22 protein-coding genes are annotated in these 25,402 nt (G+C 48.6%); 7 read left to right on the top strand and 15 right to left on the bottom strand.

Going from position 1 to position 25,402, the window contains the following annotated elements; translation table 11 throughout:
* Positions 1-43: 43 nt before the first annotated feature.
* The 12 genes from OXH39_13085 to OXH39_13030 form a co-directional block, all read right to left on the bottom strand.
* Entirely contained in the window at positions 44-307 is a 264-nt protein-coding gene (locus OXH39_13085; GenBank protein ID MCY3551387.1) for a hypothetical protein, read from the bottom strand.
* 150 nt (positions 308-457) lie between these two features.
* Positions 458-748, bottom strand: coding sequence for a hypothetical protein (locus OXH39_13080; GenBank protein MCY3551386.1), 291 nt, complete (start codon positions 746-748; stop codon positions 458-460).
* Between the two features lie 27 nt (positions 749-775).
* Positions 776-1,315 (bottom strand): DUF3990 domain-containing protein, encoded by a 540-nt coding sequence (locus tag OXH39_13075; protein ID MCY3551385.1) that lies wholly within the window; start codon positions 1,313-1,315, stop codon positions 776-778.
* 297 nt (positions 1,316-1,612) lie between these two features.
* A complete protein-coding gene (trxB, locus tag OXH39_13070) occupies positions 1,613-2,575 on the bottom strand; it encodes a thioredoxin-disulfide reductase (GenBank protein ID MCY3551384.1) in 963 nt (320 codons plus the stop codon).
* A gap of 21 nt (positions 2,576-2,596) precedes the next feature.
* Entirely contained in the window at positions 2,597-3,271 is a 675-nt protein-coding gene (locus tag OXH39_13065; GenBank protein ID MCY3551383.1) for a hypothetical protein, read from the bottom strand.
* A gap of 67 nt (positions 3,272-3,338) precedes the next feature.
* The gene (locus OXH39_13060; protein MCY3551382.1) at positions 3,339-4,316 is read right to left on the bottom strand and encodes an Ldh family oxidoreductase; all 978 of its coding nucleotides are present in this window, start codon (positions 4,314-4,316) and stop codon (positions 3,339-3,341) included.
* A 141-nt stretch (positions 4,317-4,457) separates the two neighbouring features.
* Positions 4,458-5,279, bottom strand: a complete 822-nt coding sequence (locus OXH39_13055; protein ID MCY3551381.1) for a methyltransferase domain-containing protein — start codon at positions 5,277-5,279, stop codon at positions 4,458-4,460.
* Complete coding sequence (locus OXH39_13050; protein ID MCY3551380.1) at positions 5,276-6,091, bottom strand: methyltransferase domain-containing protein; 816 nt, start codon at positions 6,089-6,091, stop codon at positions 5,276-5,278. Before OXH39_13050 ends, OXH39_13055 begins: the two co-directional genes overlap by 4 nt.
* A gap of 49 nt (positions 6,092-6,140) precedes the next feature.
* On the bottom strand, positions 6,141-6,542 hold the full coding sequence (locus OXH39_13045; protein MCY3551379.1) for a cupin domain-containing protein: 402 nt from the start codon (positions 6,540-6,542) through the stop codon (positions 6,141-6,143).
* 107 nt (positions 6,543-6,649) lie between these two features.
* Positions 6,650-7,423, bottom strand: coding sequence for a LamG domain-containing protein (locus OXH39_13040; protein MCY3551378.1), 774 nt, complete (start codon positions 7,421-7,423; stop codon positions 6,650-6,652).
* Between the two features lie 514 nt (positions 7,424-7,937).
* The gene (locus OXH39_13035; GenBank protein ID MCY3551377.1) at positions 7,938-8,258 is read right to left on the bottom strand and encodes a carboxymuconolactone decarboxylase family protein; all 321 of its coding nucleotides are present in this window, start codon (positions 8,256-8,258) and stop codon (positions 7,938-7,940) included.
* A gap of 70 nt (positions 8,259-8,328) precedes the next feature.
* Positions 8,329-8,538: a twin-arginine translocase TatA/TatE family subunit gene (locus OXH39_13030; GenBank protein MCY3551376.1), complete on the bottom strand. Its 210-nt coding sequence runs from the start codon at positions 8,536-8,538 to the stop codon at positions 8,329-8,331.
* 229 nt (positions 8,539-8,767) lie between these two features.
* On the opposite strand from OXH39_13030, the gene serA reads away from it, so the two are divergent.
* The 7 genes from serA to OXH39_12995 all read left to right on the top strand — a co-directional run bounded on the left by serA (position 8,768) and on the right by OXH39_12995 (position 17,268).
* Positions 8,768-10,354: a phosphoglycerate dehydrogenase gene (serA, locus tag OXH39_13025; GenBank protein MCY3551375.1), complete on the top strand. Its 1,587-nt coding sequence runs from the start codon at positions 8,768-8,770 to the stop codon at positions 10,352-10,354.
* Between the two features lie 179 nt (positions 10,355-10,533).
* Positions 10,534-11,937: a hypothetical protein gene (locus OXH39_13020; GenBank protein MCY3551374.1), complete on the top strand. Its 1,404-nt coding sequence runs from the start codon at positions 10,534-10,536 to the stop codon at positions 11,935-11,937.
* Positions 11,938-11,999: 62 nt separating this feature from the next.
* Complete coding sequence (locus OXH39_13015) at positions 12,000-12,830, top strand: phytanoyl-CoA dioxygenase family protein (GenBank protein MCY3551373.1); 831 nt, start codon at positions 12,000-12,002, stop codon at positions 12,828-12,830.
* 84 nt (positions 12,831-12,914) lie between these two features.
* Positions 12,915-13,760 (top strand): LamG domain-containing protein, encoded by an 846-nt coding sequence (locus tag OXH39_13010; protein MCY3551372.1) that lies wholly within the window; start codon positions 12,915-12,917, stop codon positions 13,758-13,760.
* Positions 13,761-13,911: 151 nt separating this feature from the next.
* A complete protein-coding gene (locus OXH39_13005; GenBank protein MCY3551371.1) occupies positions 13,912-14,700 on the top strand; it encodes a LamG domain-containing protein in 789 nt (262 codons plus the stop codon).
* 225 nt (positions 14,701-14,925) lie between these two features.
* Positions 14,926-16,005, top strand: coding sequence for a Gfo/Idh/MocA family oxidoreductase (locus OXH39_13000; GenBank protein ID MCY3551370.1), 1,080 nt, complete (start codon positions 14,926-14,928; stop codon positions 16,003-16,005).
* Between the two features lie 33 nt (positions 16,006-16,038).
* Positions 16,039-17,268, top strand: coding sequence for a class I SAM-dependent methyltransferase (locus tag OXH39_12995; GenBank protein ID MCY3551369.1), 1,230 nt, complete (start codon positions 16,039-16,041; stop codon positions 17,266-17,268).
* Positions 17,269-17,415: 147 nt separating this feature from the next.
* Here OXH39_12995 and OXH39_12990 read toward each other — a convergent pair whose 3' ends face one another.
* From OXH39_12990 to OXH39_12980, 3 genes are all read right to left on the bottom strand, one after another.
* A complete protein-coding gene (locus OXH39_12990; protein ID MCY3551368.1) occupies positions 17,416-19,950 on the bottom strand; it encodes a T9SS type A sorting domain-containing protein in 2,535 nt (844 codons plus the stop codon).
* 128 nt (positions 19,951-20,078) lie between these two features.
* Complete coding sequence (locus OXH39_12985) at positions 20,079-22,433, bottom strand: T9SS type A sorting domain-containing protein (GenBank protein ID MCY3551367.1); 2,355 nt, start codon at positions 22,431-22,433, stop codon at positions 20,079-20,081.
* Positions 22,434-22,498: 65 nt separating this feature from the next.
* Positions 22,499-25,375 (bottom strand): S8 family serine peptidase, encoded by a 2,877-nt coding sequence (locus OXH39_12980; protein ID MCY3551366.1) that lies wholly within the window; start codon positions 25,373-25,375, stop codon positions 22,499-22,501.
* Positions 25,376-25,402: the final 27 nt, after the last annotated feature.

Below are 25,402 nucleotides of genomic sequence, written 5' to 3'. Positions count from 1 at the left end.
TCTATAACCTTATACCAACTATCCGACTCAATTTTCTCTTTAACTATTGTTCGTTACCGTTCATATTCAAAGTGCGGGCGAACGCCTTGAAGGTTTCTGCGCGTAAAGCCTCGTTATGCAACTCTTGAAGACGTTGCAGATCTTGGATGCTTTCTAAGGCGGGTCTAAGAGCTTGAACAGCGCGTCTATCAAACTTAAACTCAAGAACACTGAAGACGGATTGAATCGCTGTTTGTCGCGCCCCCCGTTGATAGTATTCTTCTCCGGCTGTCTCTACGAGGTGTTTGTATACTGAAGATTCTTGCATAACTTCCTCCGATAAAAAGCCACTAATTGCGTGATGCGGATGAATTAAACCACTCATGACCCATTGTGATACCAGCAGATTACTCCGAATATCTGTAGGCGGCGAGAATGCTTTTGTCCTTTCGTTTAATGTCTATTAACGGACGTTGTGTCATTCCTCTCGTTCGGAGAGACGGTATATCTTTGCTTGTAAGCGTTGGTAGTGAGCGTGCTGCTGTTCAGTTGGCTCTTCATCGGCAAGGGCAGCAGCAACATACAATGCCTCGCCGTTATAGAAGAAATCTTGCTGTAACAGCGGAAGATTTTCAATTTCTTGCTGGTAGTCATCTGCCTCACTTGGTGATTTATCAAAGATCTCGCTCAGAGATCTGCGAACCAACTTCCAATAAGCATCTATGTGGCTGCGCGGCAAGAACACATTGGGTTCTTTTACAGGTGCCATTTTTTCCTCCATGTATGCAAACCTCTATTACAAAATATAGGTTGGTGTTCCTTGGCTATGTAGCACGGGGGCAGGCAGTATTTCCAACGCGGCTTTCGTATGAAAGCTAACCTGGTCGGCATCTTTGATGACGAACTTCTGCGGCCAAAGCGTGACGGGCCCAAACACAACATCATAATTCTTATTGCCATGTAGCAAGTGTGGGACCATTCCGGTCCGACAGTACTCAATAAAATTCCAGTAGTCTGGGTTTGATCTATCTGTAACGAAGCATAAACTCAATAAAGATGCTAACTGATTCCTATCTACTTCAAATCTAAGGACCACTGCCCGTGCTGACTGTTTACTCCGGCGACGCCTGCGCATATCCCTGAATTGTCTATCTGCCCAACTTTCTGCTTGTTGTAGAAACGTAGTTAGGTAAAAACCTTGACCAAAATCTGTATGTGCTCTACAGAGTGAAACATCAATGCTATGCGGCAGGGTCCCCGAAGGCTTGCACAGAACTGATGCCGCAATATCAGTAGTACCGTGGTAAAGGATAAGGGCACCGTTTGTCCAAGGCACAAATTCTCTCCTTCTTGGGTGGGCAAACGCTATCACCCAGGGATCTCTCAAAATTTGATGAAAATTGAGAAAACTTGTAAAATGAGAGATTTTGAGTATGTCTCTCAAAGTCTATCACAAAATTGCGTGGAATATCAAACTATTTCTGTTTAATCCACGATTCAGACATTTAGTATGTTTATATCGTGGAAAAGGTTTCAACCGCGATTCCAAAAACGACTCCGCTACCAGGCATCAGGTTTGGAAATAAGAACCAAATGTCTCTCAGTCTGCTCGGAAATTAGCAGTTGGTGCTATCTAATTCCCCGGATAGGCGCGGTTCTCTAATTCTGCGACAAACTTTTCAGCGGCGATAGCGGCTGCAGCTCCGGCACCCGCAGCGGTAATTGCCTGACGAAATACATGGTCATGCACATCGCCCGCGGCATAAACACCGTTTATATTCGTGCGCTGCATCTCATCCACAATGATATATCCCTGATCGTCTGTATGTATGACATCTGTGAAGAGTTCTGTGTTCGGAATATGTCCAATAAAGATAAATACACCGTCAATCGGGAAAAGTTGCGTCTCACCGGTTTTAACGTTCTTGAGGGTGGCACCTGTCACTTTTTCTGCGTCGCCGTTGATTTCTTCAACGACCGTGTCCCAGATGAACTTGATTTTGTCGTTTTTGAAGGCGCGCTCCTGCATGATCTGGCTTGCACGGAGCTGATCCCGTCGATGGACGATATAGACTTCAGAGGCGTATTTTGTCAAGAAGATACCTTCCTCCAATGCTGCATCCCCGCCACCAACGACAACGAGCCGCTGATCTTGGAAGAAGAACCCGTCGCACGTTGCACAGTAAGAGACACCCCGTCCACCATATTCCTCTTCACCCGAAATATCCAACGTCCGCGGTGAGGCACCCGTGCATATAATCACGGATTTGGCGCGATATTCTTTCTCGTAGGTCGTGATAGCAAACGGGTGTTGTGAAAAGTCAACCGCCGTTACGGTATCAAATTTAACCTCGGTGCCGAACCGCTCCGCCTGCTCTTGCATACCCTGTATAAAAACGCCCGCCTCGTTGCCGAAGAAACCGGGATAGTTTTCAAGGTCGAGCGTCAAGGAGAGTTGCCCACCGAGAGCCTCTCCTGTAATCAGGATAGGTTCAAGCATTGCGCGAGACGTATAGACACCTGCGGCGAAACCTGCAGTCCCACCGCCAATAATCACAATATTTCGATCTTCTATGTTGTTTGTATTGTTTTCCATTTTTTTAATTTTCTTTAATACCTATTTGAATAGATTCTTGATAACATCGTCAACCGTGTTCAGGACTCTAAACGGTGTACCAGATGCCTCAATGGCAATTTGCAGCGTTTGCAATGCTCCTGTGAGAGCGTTTTGGACAGCCTCTTTATCCACTTTATTTTCCGAATATACTATTTTTTCCGTTGGATCACCAATCGGAAGTCCATCATAGTGAAGCTGCACTCGATAACTTGCCACCACCTTATTCCTGAAGAGCCTATCTTCGTGACGTATTATAGGTTCATACGAAACTGATACCTTCTTTTCGGTTAATTGTTCAGTTAGCTTTTGTGAGGTTTCAGTTAGTTTTTGCTGGTCTTCAGTTAACTTTCCCCTATCATACAATTGAATTGAAAGCACTTGGGTTAACTTTTGCGAGGTTTCAGTTAACTGTTCAGTTAGCTTTTGTTGGTCTTCAGTTAATTGCTCAGTTAGTTTTTGCTGGTCTTCAGCTAACTTTAGCACTTGGGTTAACTTTTGCGAGGTTTCAGTTAACTGCTCAGTTAGTTTTTGCTGGTCTTCAGCTAACTTTTCAGTCAACTTTAACTGGACAGTTAAAGTTTGTTGATCTAAAGTTAACTTTCGCCAACCTACAATTGAGAGTACTACGATAAAGATAAGTAGTAACACTTGTAAAACTAAAACAGCTGTTAACATTATTCGCTCCTTAGACGATTGAAAGAGGTCAAGTTCTAATAATATCTGATAAAATTGAAGTCAGCATTTAGAACGGCAGTGGGATGCCAACGCGTTCAGCAACTGTTTTCAACTGTTCCTGATGATCTTTGCCAACAGGGATGCCGATTTCAGCCCATTCCTGTTCGCGCTCCCATTCTAAACCGCCGGGCAGATCCGATCGGTCATAACCCGGTGCAGGTTGCATCTGTCGTGCATCTTGGATGTGTTGGTCGATCTCTGCTTTATACTCGTCAATCGGTCGGAACCGAGAAATATCAATCGCTGCGATGAAAGCACCTTGATTGGCACCTTCCCAGATTGTTGGCGGATCCGGCGGCTTATCGAATAACCAGATGCCTGCCATAAACCCACCGAGTGCATGACTCACATGACTCAAACCCAACATCTTGAAAAATGCAGCGGGACTCTGTTCAAACGCCTGTTCCAACGGCAGTTTGGCATCAATGCCGGTTGCCATATCAACGACTATGGGCGGCTGGTTGCCCGCCGGAATCGCAAAACTCATCGGCGACGCGCCAGTTGCGGTGGCAATCGTACTCCCGGGACCGTGTCGAAAACGGTGGCAAGAGACCGCGAACCCGGCGCAATCCGCTTCAAGCGCAAGCCGTGTATACTTGCCAGCACTCCCAAAGTGGAAATGATTCCGACTCGTTGCGGCACCGAGGCCCATCTCTTTGGCTTTTTTGACCGCTGCTTCTGCAGCATGATACGAGGCAAAATGTCCCATACCGCCATCGCCGTCATAGACCGCTGTCGTCGGGGATTCATTGATGCAGCGGACGTTTGGACGTGGATTTACGTTGCCGTCAAGCATCATCCCGACATATCCAGGCGTTTGGCGCGTGCCGTGGCTGAACACACCCCGTAGGTCCGTGAGAACCAGCAAGTGAGCGATGTGCGCAGCGTCCTCTTCCGAGGTCCCCGCCTGCTGGAAGGCTTCACTGATGAAACTTTGCATCACATCCGGCATCACGCGAATAAATTCTTTCGGTACTACATTCATGTTTTTAAAATACCTTGCGGATAAGTATAGTTGGTTAGTGATTTAACGGTTTTCGTGTTCGAGTCGCCTCTCCATTTCATTACGAGGCTTGGTTTTTGATGCTATCCTATTTTTAATTTTCCTTAGGGTAGTGCGTAAGTCCTAACATTTAAAAATCGTGAATCTTGGAATTCCATCAATAATCGGATAGCACTGTTCACACACTTTGCAGCGAAGACGCTTTTCTTTCCACGTAATTTCACCTTTACACTGCGGACAGACGAGAATTTCTTGCAATGTTTTCGTCTGCCGATTTTTACCTTTTCTCAAAAGCGATTTTGCACGGGAAACGATGCCTCGCGGCACGGCACTTTTAAGAAGTAATAGCCACTCGTTTTGAACATTCCCATCTGGTGAAACAAGCCTGTCGAGCGTATCAGGACATTCCAAATCCAGTGCTAATTCATGGTCGAGAAGTATTTTATAGTCTATTTCATCTTCCCATTCGTATTGGACTAAAAAGAGGTTATGATGCGTAATATGAAACCGCTTCCAATGTTTATCTGTTACTGCTAACCTGTGGAAAAGTTGCCCAAATTGGGAATTTTTTTCATTCTTGCGTAGCATTAAACAGCCGTCGACCAAGTTGATGACCCAGTTGTGATAGTGCCACCCGTAGATTCGCTCACCGATTTCAGACGGCGTTTCAATGTAGCCTCGGCGTGCGACGCGCTCTAATTCGGAGATGAATCGTTTTGGATCTTCGACGTGTTCCAACACATGTGAGCAGATAACATAGTCAAACGCTCGATCTGCGAACGGCAGAAACTGCCCATCCGCTTCCACCATCGGACGGTCGGTAATGATTGCACCGCCGCGCTGTTCGTCATCCCCTATGAATTTATCGCATAAAACATCTGAGCGTGCCTTCGGATTGTGACCACTCCCTATCTCTAAGACAAAGTCGTTCGGACGAATGTTCATTTTTCGACGACCATGGTGATATAAGGACTCAAATACGGAAACGCTCTTGCGATGATCCTACCCTTTATCCCAAACCCAACGGCTTTCTTGACGATTGTGAACCCGTGTGAGCGAAAAAATTGAGCCAAATCAATCGGGCTTGCGTAATAGGCGCTGTCCGCATCGCCGCCGATAGCCTCCGCTTGTAGGTCGGGTTCGCGGTAAATAAAACGTGGTGTTTTCGTCAAGAACCGCTTCTGGACATAGAGCCTCCAATTTCGCATAAACTGCTGCAACGCTTGCTTCTTCGTTTCACCCCAGACAGGTCTGCCGGGTTTGCCAGACATCAGATTGAGCCAATCAATCAGCGGAATTAAGGGCGAACAGAGATTGGGTCCAGAGATCACAATTCTGCCACCTTTGCACACGACCCGCATCATTTCGGTTAGTGCCGTCTCTACGTCCGGCAGATGTTCAACCAACTCGTTTGAACAAATAACGTTAAAGGATTCGTCTTCAAATGGCAGCTCCATCACATCGCAAACCTGATATCGGAGCCGCGGGTTCTCCCACGCTCGCGCCTCTTCAAGAAAGAGTGATGAAATATCGGTACCCACCACATCAAAGTCTGCCTGATTAAGCAGCCGCGCCGAGATACCGTTTCCACACCCAAGGTCAAGCACTTTAGAATGAGGGGGCGCGTAGCGGATCACCAGTTCTACGTAGTGTCGGAGATAGACTTCGTCGTGCGCAGCCAATAGACCCTTATAGGTTTCCGACGTTTCGTAGAATTCGCGCATCCGTTGGCGAATCGACAATGACGTTTCGAGCATATTTATGCCATCAAAGGAGTCGGCACTCTCTATGTGCCGTCACATCAAGTTACGAGCGGAGTGTGTCCCACGGTGCCTGATCGTAAACATCAATGAGTTGATACCCTTCCGCGCCTTTGCTCGGGCTTAGGGTAACAAACAACTTCGCGGACTCAGAGGAGACGTTAAAAGATGCGTGGACCATGTCTGCGGGGATGAACACAGAATCGCCTGCATTTAGCGTCTGTTTCTTATCTTCAAGCCACTGCTCTACACTGCCTTCTATAACGTAGATAACCTCTTCCTGATCAGGATGCTTGTGGAAGTCGTGTCCATATCCTGGTGAGAGGCTAACTTCCATGGCGACGATGTCTTGCGCACCTGTACTCTCTGGACGACTGAGCCAACCGATTGTTCCCCACTCTAATTCGTCTCGTTCCACGTCCGCGGACGCAATAAATTTTCCATTCATGACCTTAATAAGTTCTCCTTTTGCCTACAAACAGATGTATGCGCGCTTGAACTTTGTCGGACTCGAACATCCACAAGCATCAGAAACGCGCATACGAACGGTTTTTATCATCGTGAGGTTTTCTTCAGATGTCCCCAAGTCGTTGCAAGTTTTTGACGCGGATCAACGGCGAAAAGTTCAAAATAGCCGCTTTCCATCTGTTCAATGACCTCATCCTCATCAAGGGCGCGGTTCCAGATACGGACCTCATCAATGAGTCCCAAAAATTCACGATTGCCTTCGTGCGTTCTTCCGACAAGAACATCCGCTGTATCGGCTTTACCGGGGGGAGCGTTTTTGCCACCGAATTCACCAGCCGCTTCACCGTTCACCCAATACTTGTGAGTTGTCCCGTCATCTACCTGTGCGACGACGTGCACCCATTCGTTTAACGGAACCTTTTTGTTACAAACACTTCCACCACCGACACTGAGGTGCAAACATTCACTCGGGAATTCGGTGTAGAAACTGTAGGAACGTGGACCGTTGCTTTTTGCAACGATACCCTGCCACCGCTGCCCAGCAGGTCCTTGATGGCGTTCAGTATTAATCCAAGCCATCACTGTTACGCTGTTATCAACGGTGAGAATCTCGTGATGTGGCACGACAACCCAGTCGTCTTTGCCGTTAAGTTCCAAAGCTTTACCGAATTTGCCTTCAACGTGCTTTGGCTTACCAACCATTTCACCATGGTTCTCATACTTTGAATGGTCGATAGTGTTTTCACCGTCAAGTTCGTCAAAAGAGAAGTAGAGGATAAGCGAATCCTCCGGTTCGTTTGCCGCGTAGGCAAAAGATGCCGTAAACGCGATAAGTATTAGCATTACAAATAGGCTTTTCATTTTTCCTCCATAAACATCTGCCTTAAGCAGACATCTTTATTATTAAAACCCAAGTCGCTACTAACAAATTTTGGTGTTTTGCTTGGGTGTTTCAACAAAGTTTTCAGGCACTTTCCCCACCCCGGAAGGGTGATATGTCTTAGAAAATCGTGTTGTCAGGACGCTGCACTCCAGTGGAGTGCTATGTCTATAAGAAAGTGGCAACTTGTGCTATACCTATATCATTATAGCGTATGCCTGAAATTAATGCAAATTCTAAAAAATTGCCGCCCAGGGGTCATTTAAACTTGCTTAAATCCAACAGATGGTATTGCGGCTTCTGCTACATAAGCGCAATCAAGCCAAGCCATTCATAAATTTCAGCAAAATCGGGGTTGTGCGCGAGGGGCGTTTGAAGGGAGCGAGTGCAGTGTCAGGTTACGCTTGGTCTGTAGATGTAACCGAATAGATCCGCTTTCCAAGCGTCTAACGATGATGTTCATAATCTGCGTCTATACTGATTTTCCGAATCAGATTACGATTGTTTATCCACGACATCTTGGATCCAGGACAATGCTGCCATACTGGAAGACCAACCGATAGAGGTCACCGCGAGCAGAGCTACCTGTTGTAATTCCTCCCGCGTAATTCCTTCGCGTAGGGCGCGCCGTACGTGCGAGTGAACTGCGCCCTCAGACTTCGCGCCGATAGCCAACGCGAGCTTGAGAAGCCTCACAGTTTTCGGTTCAAGGGGACCCGAAGTGCCACACGCCTCACCCAACGCCTGATACGCCTTCCAGACTTCGGGATATTCTTCAATGACATCCTGAAGAAAATCGGGTAATTTATCTTGCATCAAAAGTTCTCCTTTTCCCTCTTACAATCAATCTCCGCGCAAATCCACGGAACGTTGTATCAGGGTCTTATTACCCAGTTTTTTCGTCTTGTGGCGTTTCTTTCTCTTGTTGTGCTGTGGTTTCCGTTTCCTCTGACTGTTCTTCATTGAGCCCGGATTTGAAGTTTGTGATGCTTCTGCCGAGACCGCGCGCCAATTCAGGAAGACGCTTCCCACCAAATATGAGTAGTACAATAACCAATAGAATTACCAATTCCATGGGACCTGGGACGAATGACATGTTTCTGCCTCCATGTTTGTTCAACGTGATGCGTGCATCACAAGCATGCACTATAGATGTTAGCGTATATATTACCACATTAAGAAAAATATATCATATAAAATTACCGAGAGTCCAAAATCAAAAGTTGTTGACATAGAACATAGGGTGTGCTATAATTGACGGATAACTTGCAAACGAAAAGGGCAAGGTATCGTTTTGGTACGATGAAGGTGGAGGAGTCTGGATTATGAATAAGGTGCTGGTCAGCGACCAGTTGTCACAGCGAGGTTTAGATGTTTTGGAAGAGAGCGGTGATTTTGAGGTGGAGGTCACCCTCAATCTTCCCCATGAAGAATTGCTAGACCGAATCGCTGACTACAATGCACTCCTTATCAGAAGCGCGACGAAAGTAACTGCAGATGTTATTGACAACGCGAAGCAGCTAAAAGTCATTGGGCGCGCCGGGGTTGGTGTGGATAACATTGATGTGCAAGCAGCAACGCGAAACGGCATCTTAGTCGTTAACACACCAACGGGCAACACGATCGCGGCGGCGGAACACACCATCGCTATGCTGTTAGGACTTGCACGCAACATAGTTCCGGCAGGGATTTCGCTCCGAAATAGAACCTGGAAACGCAACGACTTCATCGGGGTTGAACTCTACGGGAAAATTTTCGGTACTATCGGACTCGGACGCATCGGACGAGAGGTTGCACAACGCACACAGGCTTTTGGGATGCAAGTAATCGCCTACGACCCATACATTTCAGCGAATGCGGCAGAAAAAATCGGCATCCGGATCGTTGACCGAGAGACGCTCTTTCAGGAATCCGATTATATTTCCGTCCATACGCATCTCAACGCCGAAACATACCATAGTGTTGGTGAGGCAGAGTTTGCGCTGATGAAGCCGAGTTGTCGCCTGATTAACTGTGCTCGTGGCGGTATTATTGATGAAAACGCCCTTTATCATGCCCTGAAAACCGGACAACTCGCCGGTGCTGCACTGGATGTCTTTGAAACCGAACCCGCGACGGATACACCCCTGTTGGATTTAGAGAATGTACTGGCGTTACCACATCTCGGCGCATCGACATCGGAAGCACAAGATCACGTTGCTATTGAAGTCGCACAACAGGTGATAAATGCGCTCCGCGGGCAACCTGTTGCTAACGCCGTGAATCAACCGAAGATTGACCCAAGGACGCTTGATATTTTGGGTCCCTATCTGGAGCTTGCCGAAAAGATTGGTAGTTTTCACGCGCAAATCGTCGAAGGTCAAATTTCCGCAATCAAAATCCATTACGGCGGCACCCTCTTTCAGAAAGAGGATGTCACACCCCTAACTGTCGCTGCTCAGAAAGGGCTTCTGACACCGGTACTGACGGACGTTAACTACGTAAACGCACCTTTTCTGATTAAACAGCGTGGGATTTCTGTTACAGAAACAAAGAGCGAAGCAGAAGCGGATTTTGCCAACTCTATCGAGATTACAATTACAACCGATAAGGGGGATTCGGTGATTGAAGGCACCGCTTTCGGACGCAAAGACATCCGCATTGTACGCATCAATCAACTTCATATAAACGTGAGACCCACTGGATACATTCTCCTTATCTATAACAGCGACCAGCCGGGAATAATAGGGTTGATGGGAACAATTCTCGGAGAGCACGGTATTAACATTGCCGATATGACTGTCGGACGTTCACGTTTATGGGAACTCGCTGTAACGCTTATCAACGTAGATACGCCTGTGCCTCGACACGTTCTGAAAACCATCGCTGAACAAAAGAAGATTGACTTTGTTAAGCAGGTCTTCTTGGCATAACCAAACGGCAGGGAATAATTAATGATTCTTTGTAGCATCGAAAACCAAGCCCGTAATGAAATTATGCCTTAAATGGCATAATTTGTCCTTGCTTTACATTTGGAGGGCGGATTTAAGGAACGTACTTGATAATTCAGACGCACGTTGTTTAACCGCAAGGAATAATTAAAAAATTAAAATTGGATGCCAAACAGAAATGTCTATTTATTAACGACGAAATTCCAAAGGCGAAGTTATTTGAAGCAGAGAAGCGGGATGTCCATCCCGATTGCAATACTTCTTGGCGTATCTCACCAGAACCCTTCTGGATTTCCGAGACAGACCTGAGATGGTTTGAGGAACTCGGGACACATCTCCTAAATTTCTATCGCGCCTGTAATTTACTCTATTCCCAGAGCGCGCGCGGCATTCAACCTGCTTGGGTGGCTGAGTACTTGGAAATCGGAAAACCGGAAACCGTCATCCAATATGGACGGATGAATCGCTTTAAGAGCCAACTGCCCGGTGTGCTACGTCCTGACATCCTCCCCACTGGCGATGGCATGGCGATTACTGAACTTGACGCAATTCCCGGATTTATCGGCGCAACAGGGTGCCTCTCCAGACTCTATGCACAACTCGGCTATACGATCATCGGTGGTAGCGACGGGATGGTGAACGGCTACGCGGATATGATCCGAAATTTGGCAAAGAAAGACAATCCGACACTCGCTATCGTCGTTTCAGATGAATCGGAAGACTATCGTGCGGAGATGATGTGGCTTGCCGATGCACTTTGTGAAGTTGGCGTGGAAACTTGCACCGTCAAACCGCACGAAGTAATTTTTACCGAGGATGGACTGCTCGTTGAGAACGCAGCAGGTAAAATGGCGGTTGATGTCATATATCGTTTCTATGAATTGTTCGATCTGCCCAATATCCCGAAAGCGGAGTTGATGTTCTATAGTGCGAAGAAACGCACCGTCGTGATGACACCGCCACCGAAATCCTATCTTGAAGAGAAATTGTGCCTCGCGCTTTTCCATCATCCGACGCTCCAACCCTTTTGGAAACGCCATCTCGGGAAAAAAACCTATCCCTTCCTACAACAAGCAATCCCGGAAACTTGGGTTATCGATGCACGCCCCCTACCACCACACGCCGTGATTCCCAACTTGGAGGTAGATGGAAACGCTGTAACAGATTGGCGGCAGCTCAGCACTGTGACACAGAAACAACGGGAGCTGGTTATCAAACCGTCAGGTTTTTCCGAACTTGCTTGGGGGAGCCGCGGCGTAGCGATCGGACACGATCTGCCTACAGAGGAATGGGAAGCCGTCATCGAAAACAGCCTTGAAAATTTCGAGAAAAACCCGCACGTCTTACAGAAGTTCCACACTGCTGAACGGATACGGATGCAGTATTACGATTTCGATGTGGGCGATGTCCAAGAGATGGCGTGCCGTCCACTTCTCCGTCCGTACTATTTTGTCGTCGGAAACACGGTCAAATTGGGAGGTATGCAAGCCGCAGTCTGTCCCGCCGACAAGAAAATTTTACACGGGATGGTCGATTCTATTATCGTGCCGTGCGCACAACGTTAACCGAAGGTAGGTGCGGTTTGAAACCGCACCGGATCCCCTAAAATAAAGAAGGTAGTTTGACAATGCAGTTAAGTGAGAAGCAGCTCGCGCAATTCCGAAACAATGGATACCTTGCCATCGAAGGTTTTTTCGATCCCGTTGAAGCGAAAGCACTCCGACTGGAATTAGAACGGATTTATAATACTGAACTCGAAAACGGGACGGGTATCAATTGTGCAGTGCAAGAAGATGGAACCAAGCGCGACAATGAAGGTGAACGACAAAACCTGCAGGTAATTCCGCTCAATAACCGCAGCGACTTGCACAAAGCACTGCCCTTTCATCCAAAGGTTATCTCCGCCGTACAGCAACTCATCGGTGATGAATTTATGTTGGAGTTGGATCAGGCGTTCTGGAAACCAGCTAAAGTCGGTATCGGCACGAGTTGGCACCAAGACAACGCTTACTTCAGAATCGCGGACCCGTTGCGAGGGACTGCAATGTGGATCGCCATCCACGATGCAAACGTTGAGAACGGCTGCATGCATGTCATACCGGGCAGCCATCGAGAGGCTTATGAACACTATAAGGACCCACTGAGTGACCATCACATTCGGTGTGATCCGCCTGAAGAACGCGCTGTCCCAATTGAATTGAAAGCAGGCGGTGTGCTGTTCTTCTGCTACGGCGTAGCACACTGCACCAAGTCCAACCTCTCCGATAAAGAACGGGCAGGCGTAGCACTTCACTTCCTCCACAACGATTTCGGCGGTAAAGAACTCTGGGAGCGGAACAACACAGCCAAACCGATGCTCCGGGGGCCGCTCGCAACCGGCGGAGAAACCGAGTTTGGCGAGAAATTTGAAGGCAGATGGGAAGAGCTCATGAACGACATACTCGCAACCGATCTGTAGGAACGATCTCCGCATCGCGATAAGGAAACCTGTTGAATTCTCCATAATCCTAACAAAGTTGAATCCTTCAAGAAGTTAAACAAAATGAGACAATTGTTTCTTTACGCCTCACTTATTGCTTTGATGTTTATCACAGGCGCGTACGCAATCGCAGACCTTGATGCAGGACTTGTCGTTTACTTTACGTTCGACAACATCAAGGGCAAGCAAATCCTTGATGAGTCCGGCAATGGTCTTGATGCTGAAGTTGTCAAAAACACCAAATTTGTCGAGGGTAAATACGGGAACGCTGTCCGTATCACGCGTAAGACTGAAGATTGCGTGAATATCCCATCCAAGGATGCTCTGAAAATCAGTGAGGAAATCACAATGATGGCGTGGGTGTATCACGACGATTGGACGAGGAGTTCTTTTCAATGGTTTGATAAAGGGACTCATAGCAGGGACTCCAACAAACTATACGGTATGGGTGTTTTTGGTGTGGATGCTCTTAACCTTGGCGCGTTTTTCAAAGAGAAGTCCCTTATAGCGACTATCTTAGGCGGTGAACGCAGGACGCACTTCGTAAGTAAGCACGAAATGAAGGATGGCACATGGCATCACGTCGTGGGAACATGTACGGACACCTCTACAAAAATCTATCTTGATGGAGAAGCCATTCTTAATATCAATAGAGATACAGCTAGAGCTGGTTTTAGGCGTATTAACTTCAATGGTGCCAATGACAAGGATTTGCGGATTGGATGTGTGCAAAATAAACCTGAATACGCATTTGAAGATGGCTCTATCGACGAAGTCGCGGTATGGAATCGTTCGCTCAGTGAAACCGAAATCAGAGATGCTATGCGAGGCAATCTCCTCGCGGTTTCACCAAAAGACAAGGTTGCTACAACGTGGGGAAATATTAAGCGAAAAGCACTTCAGCCATAACGGAAACGGTAGCATAGAAATCATATCCATTCGCATAGTAAAAGAAAAATATATTGCCCCCGACTCAGTTTTGTGATACACTCTAATTACTTCGCACGTAAACAAAGCTTCTGTTTTCAATGTAAGAGGATCCCACAGGAGGGAAACCGAAATGAAACAGCTATTTAGTTATGCTGTGCTTATCACGCTGATGCTCATCTCGGCAGGGTACGCAACAGCAGATCTCGCTGAAGGACTCGTCGTTTACTTCACATTTGACAATGTCAAGGGGAAGACGATTGTTGACGATTCCGGCAACGGACTTGACGCGAACATCGTCGCCAATACCGAAATTGTAAAAGGCAAGTATGGGGATGCGATTCGCATTACGAAAGAGGGTCCGGATTGTGTGAATGTGCCAGCCGCCGATGAACTGAAAATCACGGGTGAAATCACCATGGCGGCTTGGATCAATCAGGACGCTTGGGCAACTGATGCACAGTGGTTCGACAAAAACTGCCATAACGGAGGAGAGCATTCCTCCTACGGTATCGGTGCCTTCGGCGGCGGTAAGAATTTTAATATGTTCTTGGGGACCGGCAACAGTAGACCTACCCTCAACAAGCCGCATGCACTGGAGGTCAAGAAATGGCAACACGTCGTTGGGACGTACGACGGCTCAACCATGAAAGTCTATGTTGATGGCGAAGTTGCTGCTGAACAAGACCAAAAGTTTGACTTCAAGGGAACCAACGATCAGGACTTACGGATCGGATGTTCCAAGGACCGCGCCCGGTATACCTTCGAGAACGGTTCCATTGACGAGGCTGCAGTCTGGCGACGGGCACTCAGCGAAGATGAAATCAACGAGATAATGAACGAGGGTTTCCTCGCAGTTTCACCTCGTGATAAAGCAACAACGACCTGGGGCAGTATCAAATCAAGAACGTTCACGCGCTAAATTGTGCTACTAAAGCACGATGCGTCTTAGTTTTACGTTCGCGATCTCGCACAAATCTCTAACGGCACAGGTATCGTTCTTGAAAAGGTTGGCACCTGTGCTTTCTTCTATAGGACTACGCAGACCCTTCGCTGGCGAGGTTTGCAACCTCGCCAGCTGCACGTAATATGTGGCGATTCATAGAAAATTGCGTAAGTCCTCTTCTATAAGACGAGGGTAGAAAAAATGACAAAAATCGGAATTGTCGGCATCGGATTTATGGGTATGATTCACTACTACGCTGTTCAGCGCATTACGGGTGCCGAAGTGGTTGCTATCTGCACACGAGATCCAAAGAAACTTGCCGGGGATTGGACCGGCATCCAAGGTAATTTTGGACCCCGAGGCGGTATGGAAGATCTCTCAAACGTCCGAACATATAGTGAAATTGATGACCTCCTCGCCGACGAAGAGGTTGATCTTGTTGATATCTGCTTGCCGACACACCTGCACAAACCGGTGAGTATGGCATCCCTTGAAGCCAGAAAACACACCCTCGTCGAAAAACCGATCTCTATCTCCATGGACGATGCCAACGAGCTCGTTGAACTCGCAGAAAAAATAGGTGAGGAGCGGAAGGAAGCACTTGAAAGTCCTTGTTTCCTGATGGTAGCGCATGTACTACCCTTCTTCGCCGAGTACGCGTATGCGAAACGGATCGTTGAAGAGGGAAAATACGGTGAACTCCTGGGGGCGCATTTTAAACGCATTATTTCCAGACCGAGTTGGTCGCGGGAAGTCGCCGATATTGAAAAGAGTGGCGGCCCCGGCATCGACTTACACATTCACGACACCCATTTCATTCAACTCCTCTGTGGTGTCCCCGATGCCGTATTCTCACAAGGCAAACTCGCTGGTGAGAACTATGTGGACTACCTGACAACCCAATACATTTACAACGATAAGGAGATCGCTGTCAGTTGTTCTTCTGGAGGTATCTCGCAACGCGGACGCGCGTTCTCACACGGGTTTGAGATTTACCTTGAAAAAGCCACGCTCCTCTATGACTTCTCAACATTGGCAGGTGAGGCATCTACCGCCGTACCGCTGACACTTTTGAACGACGAAGGTGAGGTCGAGCAAGTTGATTTAGGGGATGTCGATCCGATTGATGCCTTTGTGGGTGAACTTCAATACGCCATTGATGCCATCGATTGGGAAAGCGAACCGACGGCACTCTCTGGTGTTGGGGCGAGAGACGCACTGCTCCTCTGCTATAAAGAGGCGGAATCTGTTAGAACGGGTCAGGTCGTAGCGATTCGTTAAACAGTTCGGTAATGCTTGTAGGAAGGGTGGAAGATGGAAGGCAGCAGGCGTTGGAAGCAGAGAAGGGTTGATGGGGCGGAAGCAACGAAAGATGAAGGAGAAGCCGCTTCCCCCAATCTTCCAATCTTCCAGTCTTCCAATCTTTTCTATTCGGTTACTAACATCGGTGAACTCTATGTCCCTGCCGAATGCCGGGATGCCGTTTTCGCTCGCCCGCGTGTTAAACTGTTCGCTCACCAAGAATTAAGACATCTCAACCGGATCTTCACGCATATCCGACACGGTGGCGTTGCCGTTGTGGAGGGAGAGTGGGAACAGATTACAAAAGTGATGGACTATATCCAACGCCACAAACAGGATTTAATCCAGCACACTAACCGTAACGCGAAACGACAGGATCAGAGAGATTCGCATCGGAGATCCGCAAATCATGCCCTGAAAGAAGCCTTAGCGAAACTCGTCTGTTGGGCAGATGCGGACGGAATCTTACAGGTTGAACCTGCGCCAGACCTACCCTATCTATTGGAACTCGCTGGAGAACCAGCCGGAGCGAATCAAGGAAAACCCTTTCTCCTACCCGTAACAAAGATTCAACAAATTCAACAAGCATTGGCAGAAACCTATCCGGTCCGTGCGCTCGGTGCCTCCTTTTTCGCTTCCGAGAACGTCCTCGCGCCGCGCTCGCAGGAAACGATTGAGTGCTTCCAAGAGGCACTCCAGTTCGTCCGTCACTCGAATCCCGCCACGGTTGCCGACATCGGGTGTGGCAGTGGATGTTTGACCTTATTGGCGCAGCAGGAATTGGGTGAAGGGGTTGAATTGTATGCGTCCGACCTACTCCCTGAAGCCATTGCGACAACAAAACTAAACCTTCAACGACTCCTTCCAGATTCAGACGCTGTCCGCGTCATGCCCGCCGGTGACCTATTTGATTCGTTTCTGTCCCACCAATTTGATGTGATTATCTTTAATGCACCGTGGGTTGTTGCCCGCGTGCGCAATCGCGCAGAACTCGCTATCCACGATGAAAAACAGGAAACGCTGAAACGCTTTTTTGCGCAGGTCTCAGGTTTCCTGAAACCTGACGGCACGATTTTATTGGGTTATGCTGATGCCTCTGGTCCGAAAGCAATTACGAATTTGGAAAGAATAATCTCGGAAGCTGGTTTTAGGGAGGAGGCACTCTTTAAAAGGCGGGTCTCAACCCATCGCTCTAAACGGAAGTGGGAGCAGATTCGGGTGTCCATTTTACGCTATGCGTAATTGTCCAATCTAAACTTATCGGATTGTTCGTAGTTGCACAGTTCATCGCACCTTTTTAGGTGGTTTTTGATTGTGAGGTGCAATCAAGTTGTTTGTATAGAAGATGAGTAGCGTGTTACCTTCCCATCTTCCGTTTCTCTGAAAGTGCTACTTCCGTATCAGGAGTTTCCGCGTGGCAGTAAATTCGCCTGCTGTGAGCGTATAAAAATAGACACCGCTTGCGACAGGTTCACCGACTGTATTTTTGCCATCCCAATATGCCGCGCGGTTCTGCGTGTGGTACGTACCTGCACGCTGATGTCCTAAGTCCAAGGTCCGCACCACGCGCCCTTGAATGTCGTGGATTGTCAGTGTCACATCCGCAGATATAGTGAGCTGATAAGGGATCCAGGTCTCTGGATTGAATGGATTGGGATAGTTTGCCAAAAGTGCGGTTTCTTTGGGTGTCAAGGCTGTTAGGAGTGCGTAAAGGGTGCGAATCCCTCTTTGTGAGATCGGATCTGTGAGCGGGAGTTGCGCTGCCTCAAGGAGCCACTGTTGCACGTTCCCTGCCGTGAGGTGTGTGCGTGCCTGTGGATGTAGAGATGGTGCGGCACCCCCGACATCAAAAGCCCCTGCGACCCTTACAAGGTCAAGGATGTTCACGATGCCATCGCCGTTGACATCTGCTGGCATATCTTCTTCAGCAGCGATCTGCCCGAAACGTGAGGCGACGAAGACCAAATCCAAGATGTTCACGATGCCATCGCTGTTGACATCTTTAGGACCGCGCTGTATCTGTTTAAGTATCTCTGGTAACGCCCATAAAGCGATGGATCCGTAGGTCCCACTGGCGAGTGTCTTGCCATCGGGTGAAAAGGCGATGCTCTGAAAGACGCTACCCCCCTGCTGGAGTGTCTGCAGCCGTGTGCCTGTCTCGACATCCCATACGCCGATCGTCGCGTCGGCACTTGCACTCGCCAGCACTTTGCTATCGGGTGAAAATGCGATGCTATAGATGTGCCCCTCATGTCCCGAAAGCGTGTTTTTGTCTTCACCTGTCGTGGGGTTTAATAATTGGATGGTGTCGTCATCCCTCGCACTCGCGAGCACCTGTCCATCGGGACTATACACAAGGTTGTGGAAACCTGCTGTCTCCTCGGTGAGGGTTCCCAACCTTGCACCCGTCGTTGCATTCCACAAACGGATCGTACCGTCGGCATCGCCACTCACCAGCGTCTGACCATCGGGTGAAAAGGCGAGGCTCTCGACGGAACTTGTATGTCCGGCGAGCGTGTTTGTGTGTGCCCCTGTCTGTGCGTCCCAGAACCGGATCGTCTCGTCGCGGCTTGCGCTTGCCAGCGTCTGACCCGCCGGCGCGAACGCGATGCTCCTGACATCACCCCCATGCCCCCAAAGTTCATAGAGTGGTTCACCCGTGTTTGCGTCAAATACATTGATGGACTGAGACCGACGCCATAGGCTTGCGAGCCTCTGTCCATCGGGTGAAAGTGCCAATTTATAGCCGCCCGCAAACGGATAGAGTAATTTCAGGTGTGCGCCCGTCTGTGCGTCCCAGACGCGGATTGTCCAGTCATTAACCCCGCCGCTACTGATGAGTTTCTTGCCATCGGGCGAAAACACGAGTTGCTCAATGGTTCGCGTATGTCCTTCAATGGATTGCTGGAACTCACCCGTGTTTGCGTCAAATAAGTGGATCTTCCCGTTACGTCTATTACCTCCCCCACCAATCGCCAGCGTCTTGCCATCGGGTGAAAACGCGAAACTCAGAAAAGAACCGACACCCCATTCAGGTGTAAGGGCGTGCGCGATGTCGTCCGTGAATACACCGATTCTTCTGTACGACTCTCTTACTACCATCGTCTTGCCATCGGGTGAAAACGCGAGGCTACTGCCACCACCTGACGTTGTGATGTTGCTGCCACCAAGTGGCCAGGCAAGTGGCCAGGCATCCAGGCGTTCGCCGGTCGTTGCGTCATAGGGGCCTCTCAGCGTAGCCAGCACCAGCACCTTTCCATCCGACCAAAACGCGACACCCAGAGACGAACCACCGTAAGTGTTCAGAAGGACCCCCGTTTTCGGGTCCCACGAAAGCGTCCTACCATATGAGTAGGTAAAGTCTGTTCTTGAGGAGGATGTACTTGCCAGCATCTTGCCATCGGGCGAAAACGCGACGCTCCGAACAGGGTACACATGCTGCCCCGTGAGGATTTGCTGGATGTCGCCCGTCTTTACGTCCCATAGGTCGATAGTGCCATCCCGACAACCGCCTGCTATCACCTGTCCATCGGGCGAAAACGCCACACTAAAGACATCAGACTCACGCCTTGACAGAGATCGCAGGATGTCGCCCGTCTTTACGTCCCATAGGTCGATGGTGCCGTCCCCGCACCCACTGGCGAGTAGCTTACCATTGGGAGAGAACGCCACGCTATGGACGGCATCAGAAGACCTCTGCCAAACGTCGAGGTATGCGCCGGTTTTCGTATCCCATAACCAGATCGTGCCATCCCCGCACCCACTGGCGAGCGTCTTGCCATCGGGAGAGAACGCCACGCTTTCGACTATATAACTTGGGCCCAAAAAGTGGGTATCCAACACTTTCTGTGCCTGCGTCTCCTGTGAAGAAAACACCAGTAGCAGCAGTAGCACCGAAAAAATAGAAAACACTGCTTTTTTCATCAGAATCCTCCTTTTGAGAAAATACAATCCAATCACTTATAGTTGTATCAAATGACACATGAGTTAACCTAACGAGTATGGAAAGCTAATAAACATCAGCATCCGAGTTATCATAAGGTCATTTGATACTATTTCTGTATCAACATCTTCCGCGTTGCGGCAAAATCGCCTGCTTTGAGCGTATAGAAATAAACACCACTCGCCACAGGTTCACCCACAGCGTTTTTACCGTCCCAATACGCGGCACGGCTCCGAGTGTGATACCTTCCTGCGCGTTGATGCCCTAAATCCAAATCCCGCACCACGCGTCCCTGAATGTCATAGATCGTCAGGGCAACATCGGCAGGTGCCGCCAACTGATACGGTAGCCACGTCTCTGGGTTGAACGGGTTCGGGTAGTTCGCCAAAAGAGCTGTTTCTTCTGGAAGTAGAGAGACTTGGAAAGACGTAGGGGCATTCGCGGGTTCTTCTTCCCACCGTCCGACCCTCCAGAGAAGGATTTGCCCGTCAATACTCGCACTTGCCACTGTCTGACCATCCGGAGAAAAGGAAACACTATTGACACCAGAGACGTGTCCTTCAAAGGTATTTCGGAGCGTGCCCGTCGCAACATCCCACAGCCGCACCGTCTCGTCCGAACTCCCACTTGCCAAAATCTGACCATCCGGAGAAAAGGAAACACTGTGAACGGCTACAAAACTATAACTGGAACGACGGACCTCAAGTGTCCGTAGGAACGTGCCCGTCGCAACGTCCCATAAATGAATCTGTTCCTTCCAAGTCAAATTATACCCATTTGCCAATGTCTTACCATCGGGAGAAAACGAGACACTATTGACCGTGGTGCCGATTGGAAGTGTCCGTAGGAGCGTGCCCGTCGCAACATCCCACAGCCGCACCGTTTCGTCCGAACTCCCACTTGCCAAAATCTGACCATCCGGAGAAAAGGAAACACTATTGACATCAGAGACGTGTCCTTCAAAGGTATTTCGGAGCGTGCCCGTCGCAACATCCCACAGCCGCACCGTCTCGTCCGAACTCCCACTTGCCAAAATCTGACCATCCGGACTAAGCGAGAAACTTTTGAAATAGCCGTAAAAGGAATCATCAGGGCTTTCAAGTGTAAGTGTCCGTTGGGGTATGCCCGTCGCAACATCCCATAGATGAACCGTCCCGTTCCGACTCGCGCTTACCAACGTCTGACCATCCCGACTCAAGAAAGCACTAACTTTGCCTTGAAACTGGCCCCACTTGCTCCTATGTTGAAATATGTCTCGGCGCGTGCGAGTCGCAACATCCCATAGATGAACCGCGCCATCACTCGCGCTTACCAACGTCTGACCATCCCGACTAAAGGAAACACTATTGACATTATAGGTGTATCCTTCAAAGGTATGTCGAAGCGTGCCCGTCGCAACATCCCATAGACGCACCGTCTCGTCCCCCCAGCCGTAACTCGTACTTACCAAGGTCTGACCATCCGGACTCAAGAGAACACTATGGACAAAATGGGGGTGTTGAAGTGTCCGTAGGAGCGTGCCCGCCGCAACATCCCACAGCCGCACTGTCCCGTCATCGCTCCCACTTGCCAACGTCTGACTATCCCGACTAAACGAGACACTATTAACATCAGAGGTGTGTCCAAAGGTATTTCGGAGCGTGCCCGTCGCAACATCCCATAGATGAACCGTCCCGTGCCGACTCCCACTTGCCAACGTCTGACTATCCGGACTAAACGAGACACTTTTGACATCAGCGGGTCCAAAGGTATTTCGGAGTGCGCCCGTCGCAATATCCCATACATCCACCTTCCCATTGCCAGTAGTTATGAAAGTCTGACCATCCGGACTACACACCGGCGGTGCATAGAGAGAATACGGCGGATGAAATATGTGGCGGAGCCTGCCCGTCGCAACATCGTATAAGCGAACATACGACCAGGTATCAACTAACAACGTCTGACCATCCCCACTAAAGCAAACATTATCACGGGCAGAACGTTCTGGAAGAAATGTCTTCTGTAGGGGCTCGCCCGTCGTAACATCCCACAGACGAACCCCGCCACCTGATTCTGCTGCCAAGGTCTTACTATCCGGACTAAAGGAAATAGGAGCACTGGCTCTGCTAAGGGTATGTCGGAGCGTGCCCGTCGCAACATCCCACAGCCGCACCGTCCTCCCTGCCCGACGCACAGTTGCCAACGTCTGACCATCCCGACTAAAGGAAAGATCAGTGACCACACCGGTGTGTCCCGTGAGACGCGCGACCTCTTGACCGTTTCGCGTATCATAGAGCAAAATATCGGCAAGCACAGCCATCGCAAGAAGCTCCCCATCTGGAGAATACGCTATATCACGCATGTCGCCTTTACCCAGACGCGCAATCGCACCCTCCGGCAAGTTCTGCTGCGCAAAAGCAGACATAGAAAGTGTTGCCATCAGTAACACACTGAAAGGAACTGTAAAAAATCTTTTCATTTTCATAAAATTCTACCTCCTTTGTAAGAGGAAACTCTGATCTCGAATTTGTCGCGATTCGCAACTCATATCTACTTCCGGATGAGGAGTTTCCGCGTTGCAGAAAAGTCGCCTGCTTTGAGCGTATAGAAATAGACACCACTTGCAACGGGTTCACCGACTGCGTTTCTACCATCCCAATACGCGGCACGGCTCCGCGCGTGGTACGTCCCTGCACGCTGATGTCCTAAATCCAAAGCACGCACCACGCGCCCTTGGATGTCATAGATCGTCAGTGTGACATCGGCGGTGGTTGCTAACTGATAAGGTATCCACGTTTCCGGATTGAACGGGTTTGGATAGTTCGCAAGCAGTGCTGTCTCCATAGGGGTCAAGAGAGCAACGAGCTGCTCTAACATCGCGATGCCCCGGAGAAAGTCAGGGTCAGTGTTCCCCGTCTGCTTAGCTTCCGCTAACCATTGCTGAATTGTCTCTATCGCGACTTGGGAGCCAGTTGGTGCAGCGGGGGCACCGGCCATTTTCTTCGCGATAATTTTCATATCATCTAGGTCTACGATACCATCGCCGTTAATATCCTCTATATTTACACCAACTGCTTTGAATTTCTTGGCGACTTCCACAAGATCTTTAAGGTTGACAACACCATCACAGTTAACATCTAATTCCACACGCTTGATTGGATGTGTTGAAGCCCCGGTAAAACGGATAGACTTACCTGCCGGGTTGTTATGGATAACATTAAGATAAAAGAAGTCCCCAGGGTTGAAAGCCATAGGGAGTCGGGCACTGATTTTTTCGTAATTCGATTCCTGATCATGAGCGACGAGAGGACCAACGGGATTGCCGTTTTGATCTAAAAACTCCAAGTCTAAATCCCTGCTATTGTCCTCCCACGAAATAGCAACAGCGAAAGCAACAGAGACATCCCGCGGATAATCGTTTTCAGCATTTAAGTAAAAATTGTTATACCAATATTTGACCAGGCGGAGCGTAATTTTAAAACATAGCTTCTTTCCAGGATTCACCGTGCCGCCGAAGATTATGTTATCCGCTTTCACGAGCCCTGCGCCAAAAGTGTTATTAGGTAGTTTGTTCGTAATATCTTCTGCCCCACGTACTATCGCTGATTTGACCTCGTCCGGACTGAAATTCCATTTCCCAGCCTTATTTTTCCCAACAGCATCAAGAATTAACGCTGCAACGCCAGCGACATGAGGGGCGGCCGCGCTCGTGCCGCTCCTGGTGGCATACCCACCGGGTGCTACTGGCGACGTAATATCCACACCAGGAGCTACCACTTCCGGTTTAATTAAATCCGTGTCAGAACCTTGACTAGAAGAATCAGCTATCTTATTATTCTTATCCATATCCACAGCACCAACGGTGATAACGTTCCTGCTGTATCCAGGGACAAAGACGGTCTTTTCGCTATTAGGTGATTCAAATTCAGGATTTTTTTCACAACCGTTTTTTCCTGTTAGCCAGACTTCATACTGTTGAGGACTTGAAACGTCGTGCCCCACCACCTGAACGGTATATTTGTGGGACTGATTAGTGTCAAAATCTAGCTGCTCATAATATGTGCCGTGATTACTCGATTCCCTGATCTTCTTGCCATTGGAAGAATCCCAAATCACTAAGTCTAAATCCTCAGTGTGGTCGCCCCATATCAGGGTAACCCTAACAGCGTCTTGGTTTTTAATATCAAAATTGTGTATTGCATTATCTCCTGTGGCCCATATTGGACCACTTGTGCGGCGCAATGCCCCATTCCCAGCGGAAGTTACAAAGACTTTCCCATGGTCAGCTACGAGGTCATTAATTAACTTGCTCATTGGATCCTCCCCCTTCCGTCCATACATCCAAGGGGGCCAACCGGAACTTAGATTGACAACGTCAGCTTTATCGTCGGCATCTGGAGCATACCACCGAGGCGGATGAGCAGCCCATTTAATTGCATCCATTGCATCATCATAATCACCTTCAAAGACCCTACGCAACAAAAGAACATACGCAGCATCAAGGAATTCTACTTCTGGAGCAACCCCAGTTATATTGTTACCATTGTCTGCAGCACCAATAATACCTGCTACAAAAGTACCATGCAACTCTGTATTATTTCCACAATATGTTATTTCATCTGGATCACTGAGGGCGTGGGTCAATCCTCTTTCATTCCCCCGGCTAAGTCTACCTGTAAACTCGGAATGTGTTCTATATATACCAGTATCAACAACACCAACAAAGACGCCCTTTCCGGTAACACCAAGTCCACCATTAGCAGGCTGTTTATGAACCTTATCTGCTCCGATTTGTGGGGTACTGTCAGCTAGTGCTAAATGTCCTTTACTATTCGGCCATACTTCCGTGATAAACGGCAGTTTTATCAAAGAAGCGACATTTTTAAGGGGAACGAAAACGGATGCACTGTTAATAATTTCGTATGTATAGCGCACCTCACCCTGCAGCCCACGAATTGCCGCCATTTCACCCATCCCAATTGGCGCATGAGACACAATAATAACAGAGATATACCCTCGTGCGATAAAATCACGGATAATCTCCGAGGCTTTCTTATAGAGTACAGGTTTATTACCCCGGCTTATTGGCGAGTTTTGGCTCGAAGAACCAGCATCCAACGATGCGCCAAAATCGACAGTGTTGACAATTCTATCGAAATGTTCTCGGAGTTGGAAGTGGATATCCGTTTGGGGGTCTAAGAGCACGGGACCTCGCAGTTTCCAATAGTCCGATTCAGAAAGTATGTGCAGGTTTAAACCGCGGGCGATTTCTTCACCAACTACTGCAAACGCCGCTTTGCTACGCGAGATGTCATCTGTGCGGCGAAGGGTGCTGACCGAATCAGGATTAGCAGTGTCTATAGTTGCACTCAGCAATGTAAAAACTATGATGCTAAAACCGATTGTTAATGTAGATACGTTTTTCATAATTTTTCCTTCCTTTGCTAAATCCCC

The organism is Candidatus Poribacteria bacterium, from assembly GCA_026702755.1.
GTDB lineage: Bacteria > Poribacteria > WGA-4E > WGA-4E > WGA-3G > WGA-3G.
Note: the sequence above shows the minus strand (reverse complement) of the source record. Positions and strands in the feature narration are given on the sequence as shown.

What these genes read in the sequence shown, in the direction of transcription:
- OXH39_13005 (MCY3551371.1), top strand. Translation starts at nt 13,912, where the DNA reads ATGAAACAGCTATTTAGTTATGCTGTGCTTATCACGCTGATGCTCATC.
- OXH39_12980 (MCY3551366.1), bottom strand. Translation starts at nt 25,375, where the DNA reads ATGAAAAACGTATCTACATTAACAATCGGTTTTAGCATCATAGTTTTT.
- OXH39_13030 (MCY3551376.1), bottom strand. Translation starts at nt 8,538, where the DNA reads ATGTCATTCGTCCCAGGTCCCATGGAATTGGTAATTCTATTGGTTATT.
- serA (MCY3551375.1), top strand. Translation starts at nt 8,768, where the DNA reads ATGAATAAGGTGCTGGTCAGCGACCAGTTGTCACAGCGAGGTTTAGAT.
- OXH39_13000 (MCY3551370.1), top strand. Translation starts at nt 14,926, where the DNA reads ATGACAAAAATCGGAATTGTCGGCATCGGATTTATGGGTATGATTCAC.
- OXH39_13015 (MCY3551373.1), top strand. Translation starts at nt 12,000, where the DNA reads ATGCAGTTAAGTGAGAAGCAGCTCGCGCAATTCCGAAACAATGGATAC.
- OXH39_12990 (MCY3551368.1), bottom strand. Translation starts at nt 19,950, where the DNA reads ATGAAAAAAGCAGTGTTTTCTATTTTTTCGGTGCTACTGCTGCTACTG.
- OXH39_13055 (MCY3551381.1), bottom strand. Translation starts at nt 5,279, where the DNA reads ATGAACATTCGTCCGAACGACTTTGTCTTAGAGATAGGGAGTGGTCAC.
- OXH39_13085 (MCY3551387.1), bottom strand. Translation starts at nt 307, where the DNA reads ATGCAAGAATCTTCAGTATACAAACACCTCGTAGAGACAGCCGGAGAA.
- OXH39_12985 (MCY3551367.1), bottom strand. Translation starts at nt 22,433, where the DNA reads ATGAAAATGAAAAGATTTTTTACAGTTCCTTTCAGTGTGTTACTGATG.
- OXH39_13050 (MCY3551380.1), bottom strand. Translation starts at nt 6,091, where the DNA reads ATGCTCGAAACGTCATTGTCGATTCGCCAACGGATGCGCGAATTCTAC.
- trxB (MCY3551384.1), bottom strand. Translation starts at nt 2,575, where the DNA reads ATGGAAAACAATACAAACAACATAGAAGATCGAAATATTGTGATTATT.
- OXH39_13045 (MCY3551379.1), bottom strand. Translation starts at nt 6,542, where the DNA reads ATGAATGGAAAATTTATTGCGTCCGCGGACGTGGAACGAGACGAATTA.
- OXH39_13080 (MCY3551386.1), bottom strand. Translation starts at nt 748, where the DNA reads ATGGCACCTGTAAAAGAACCCAATGTGTTCTTGCCGCGCAGCCACATA.
- OXH39_13010 (MCY3551372.1), top strand. Translation starts at nt 12,915, where the DNA reads ATGAGACAATTGTTTCTTTACGCCTCACTTATTGCTTTGATGTTTATC.
- OXH39_13060 (MCY3551382.1), bottom strand. Translation starts at nt 4,316, where the DNA reads ATGAATGTAGTACCGAAAGAATTTATTCGCGTGATGCCGGATGTGATG.
- OXH39_13065 (MCY3551383.1), bottom strand. Translation starts at nt 3,271, where the DNA reads ATGTTAACAGCTGTTTTAGTTTTACAAGTGTTACTACTTATCTTTATC.
- OXH39_13035 (MCY3551377.1), bottom strand. Translation starts at nt 8,258, where the DNA reads ATGCAAGATAAATTACCCGATTTTCTTCAGGATGTCATTGAAGAATAT.
- OXH39_13040 (MCY3551378.1), bottom strand. Translation starts at nt 7,423, where the DNA reads ATGAAAAGCCTATTTGTAATGCTAATACTTATCGCGTTTACGGCATCT.
- OXH39_12995 (MCY3551369.1), top strand. Translation starts at nt 16,039, where the DNA reads ATGGAAGGCAGCAGGCGTTGGAAGCAGAGAAGGGTTGATGGGGCGGAA.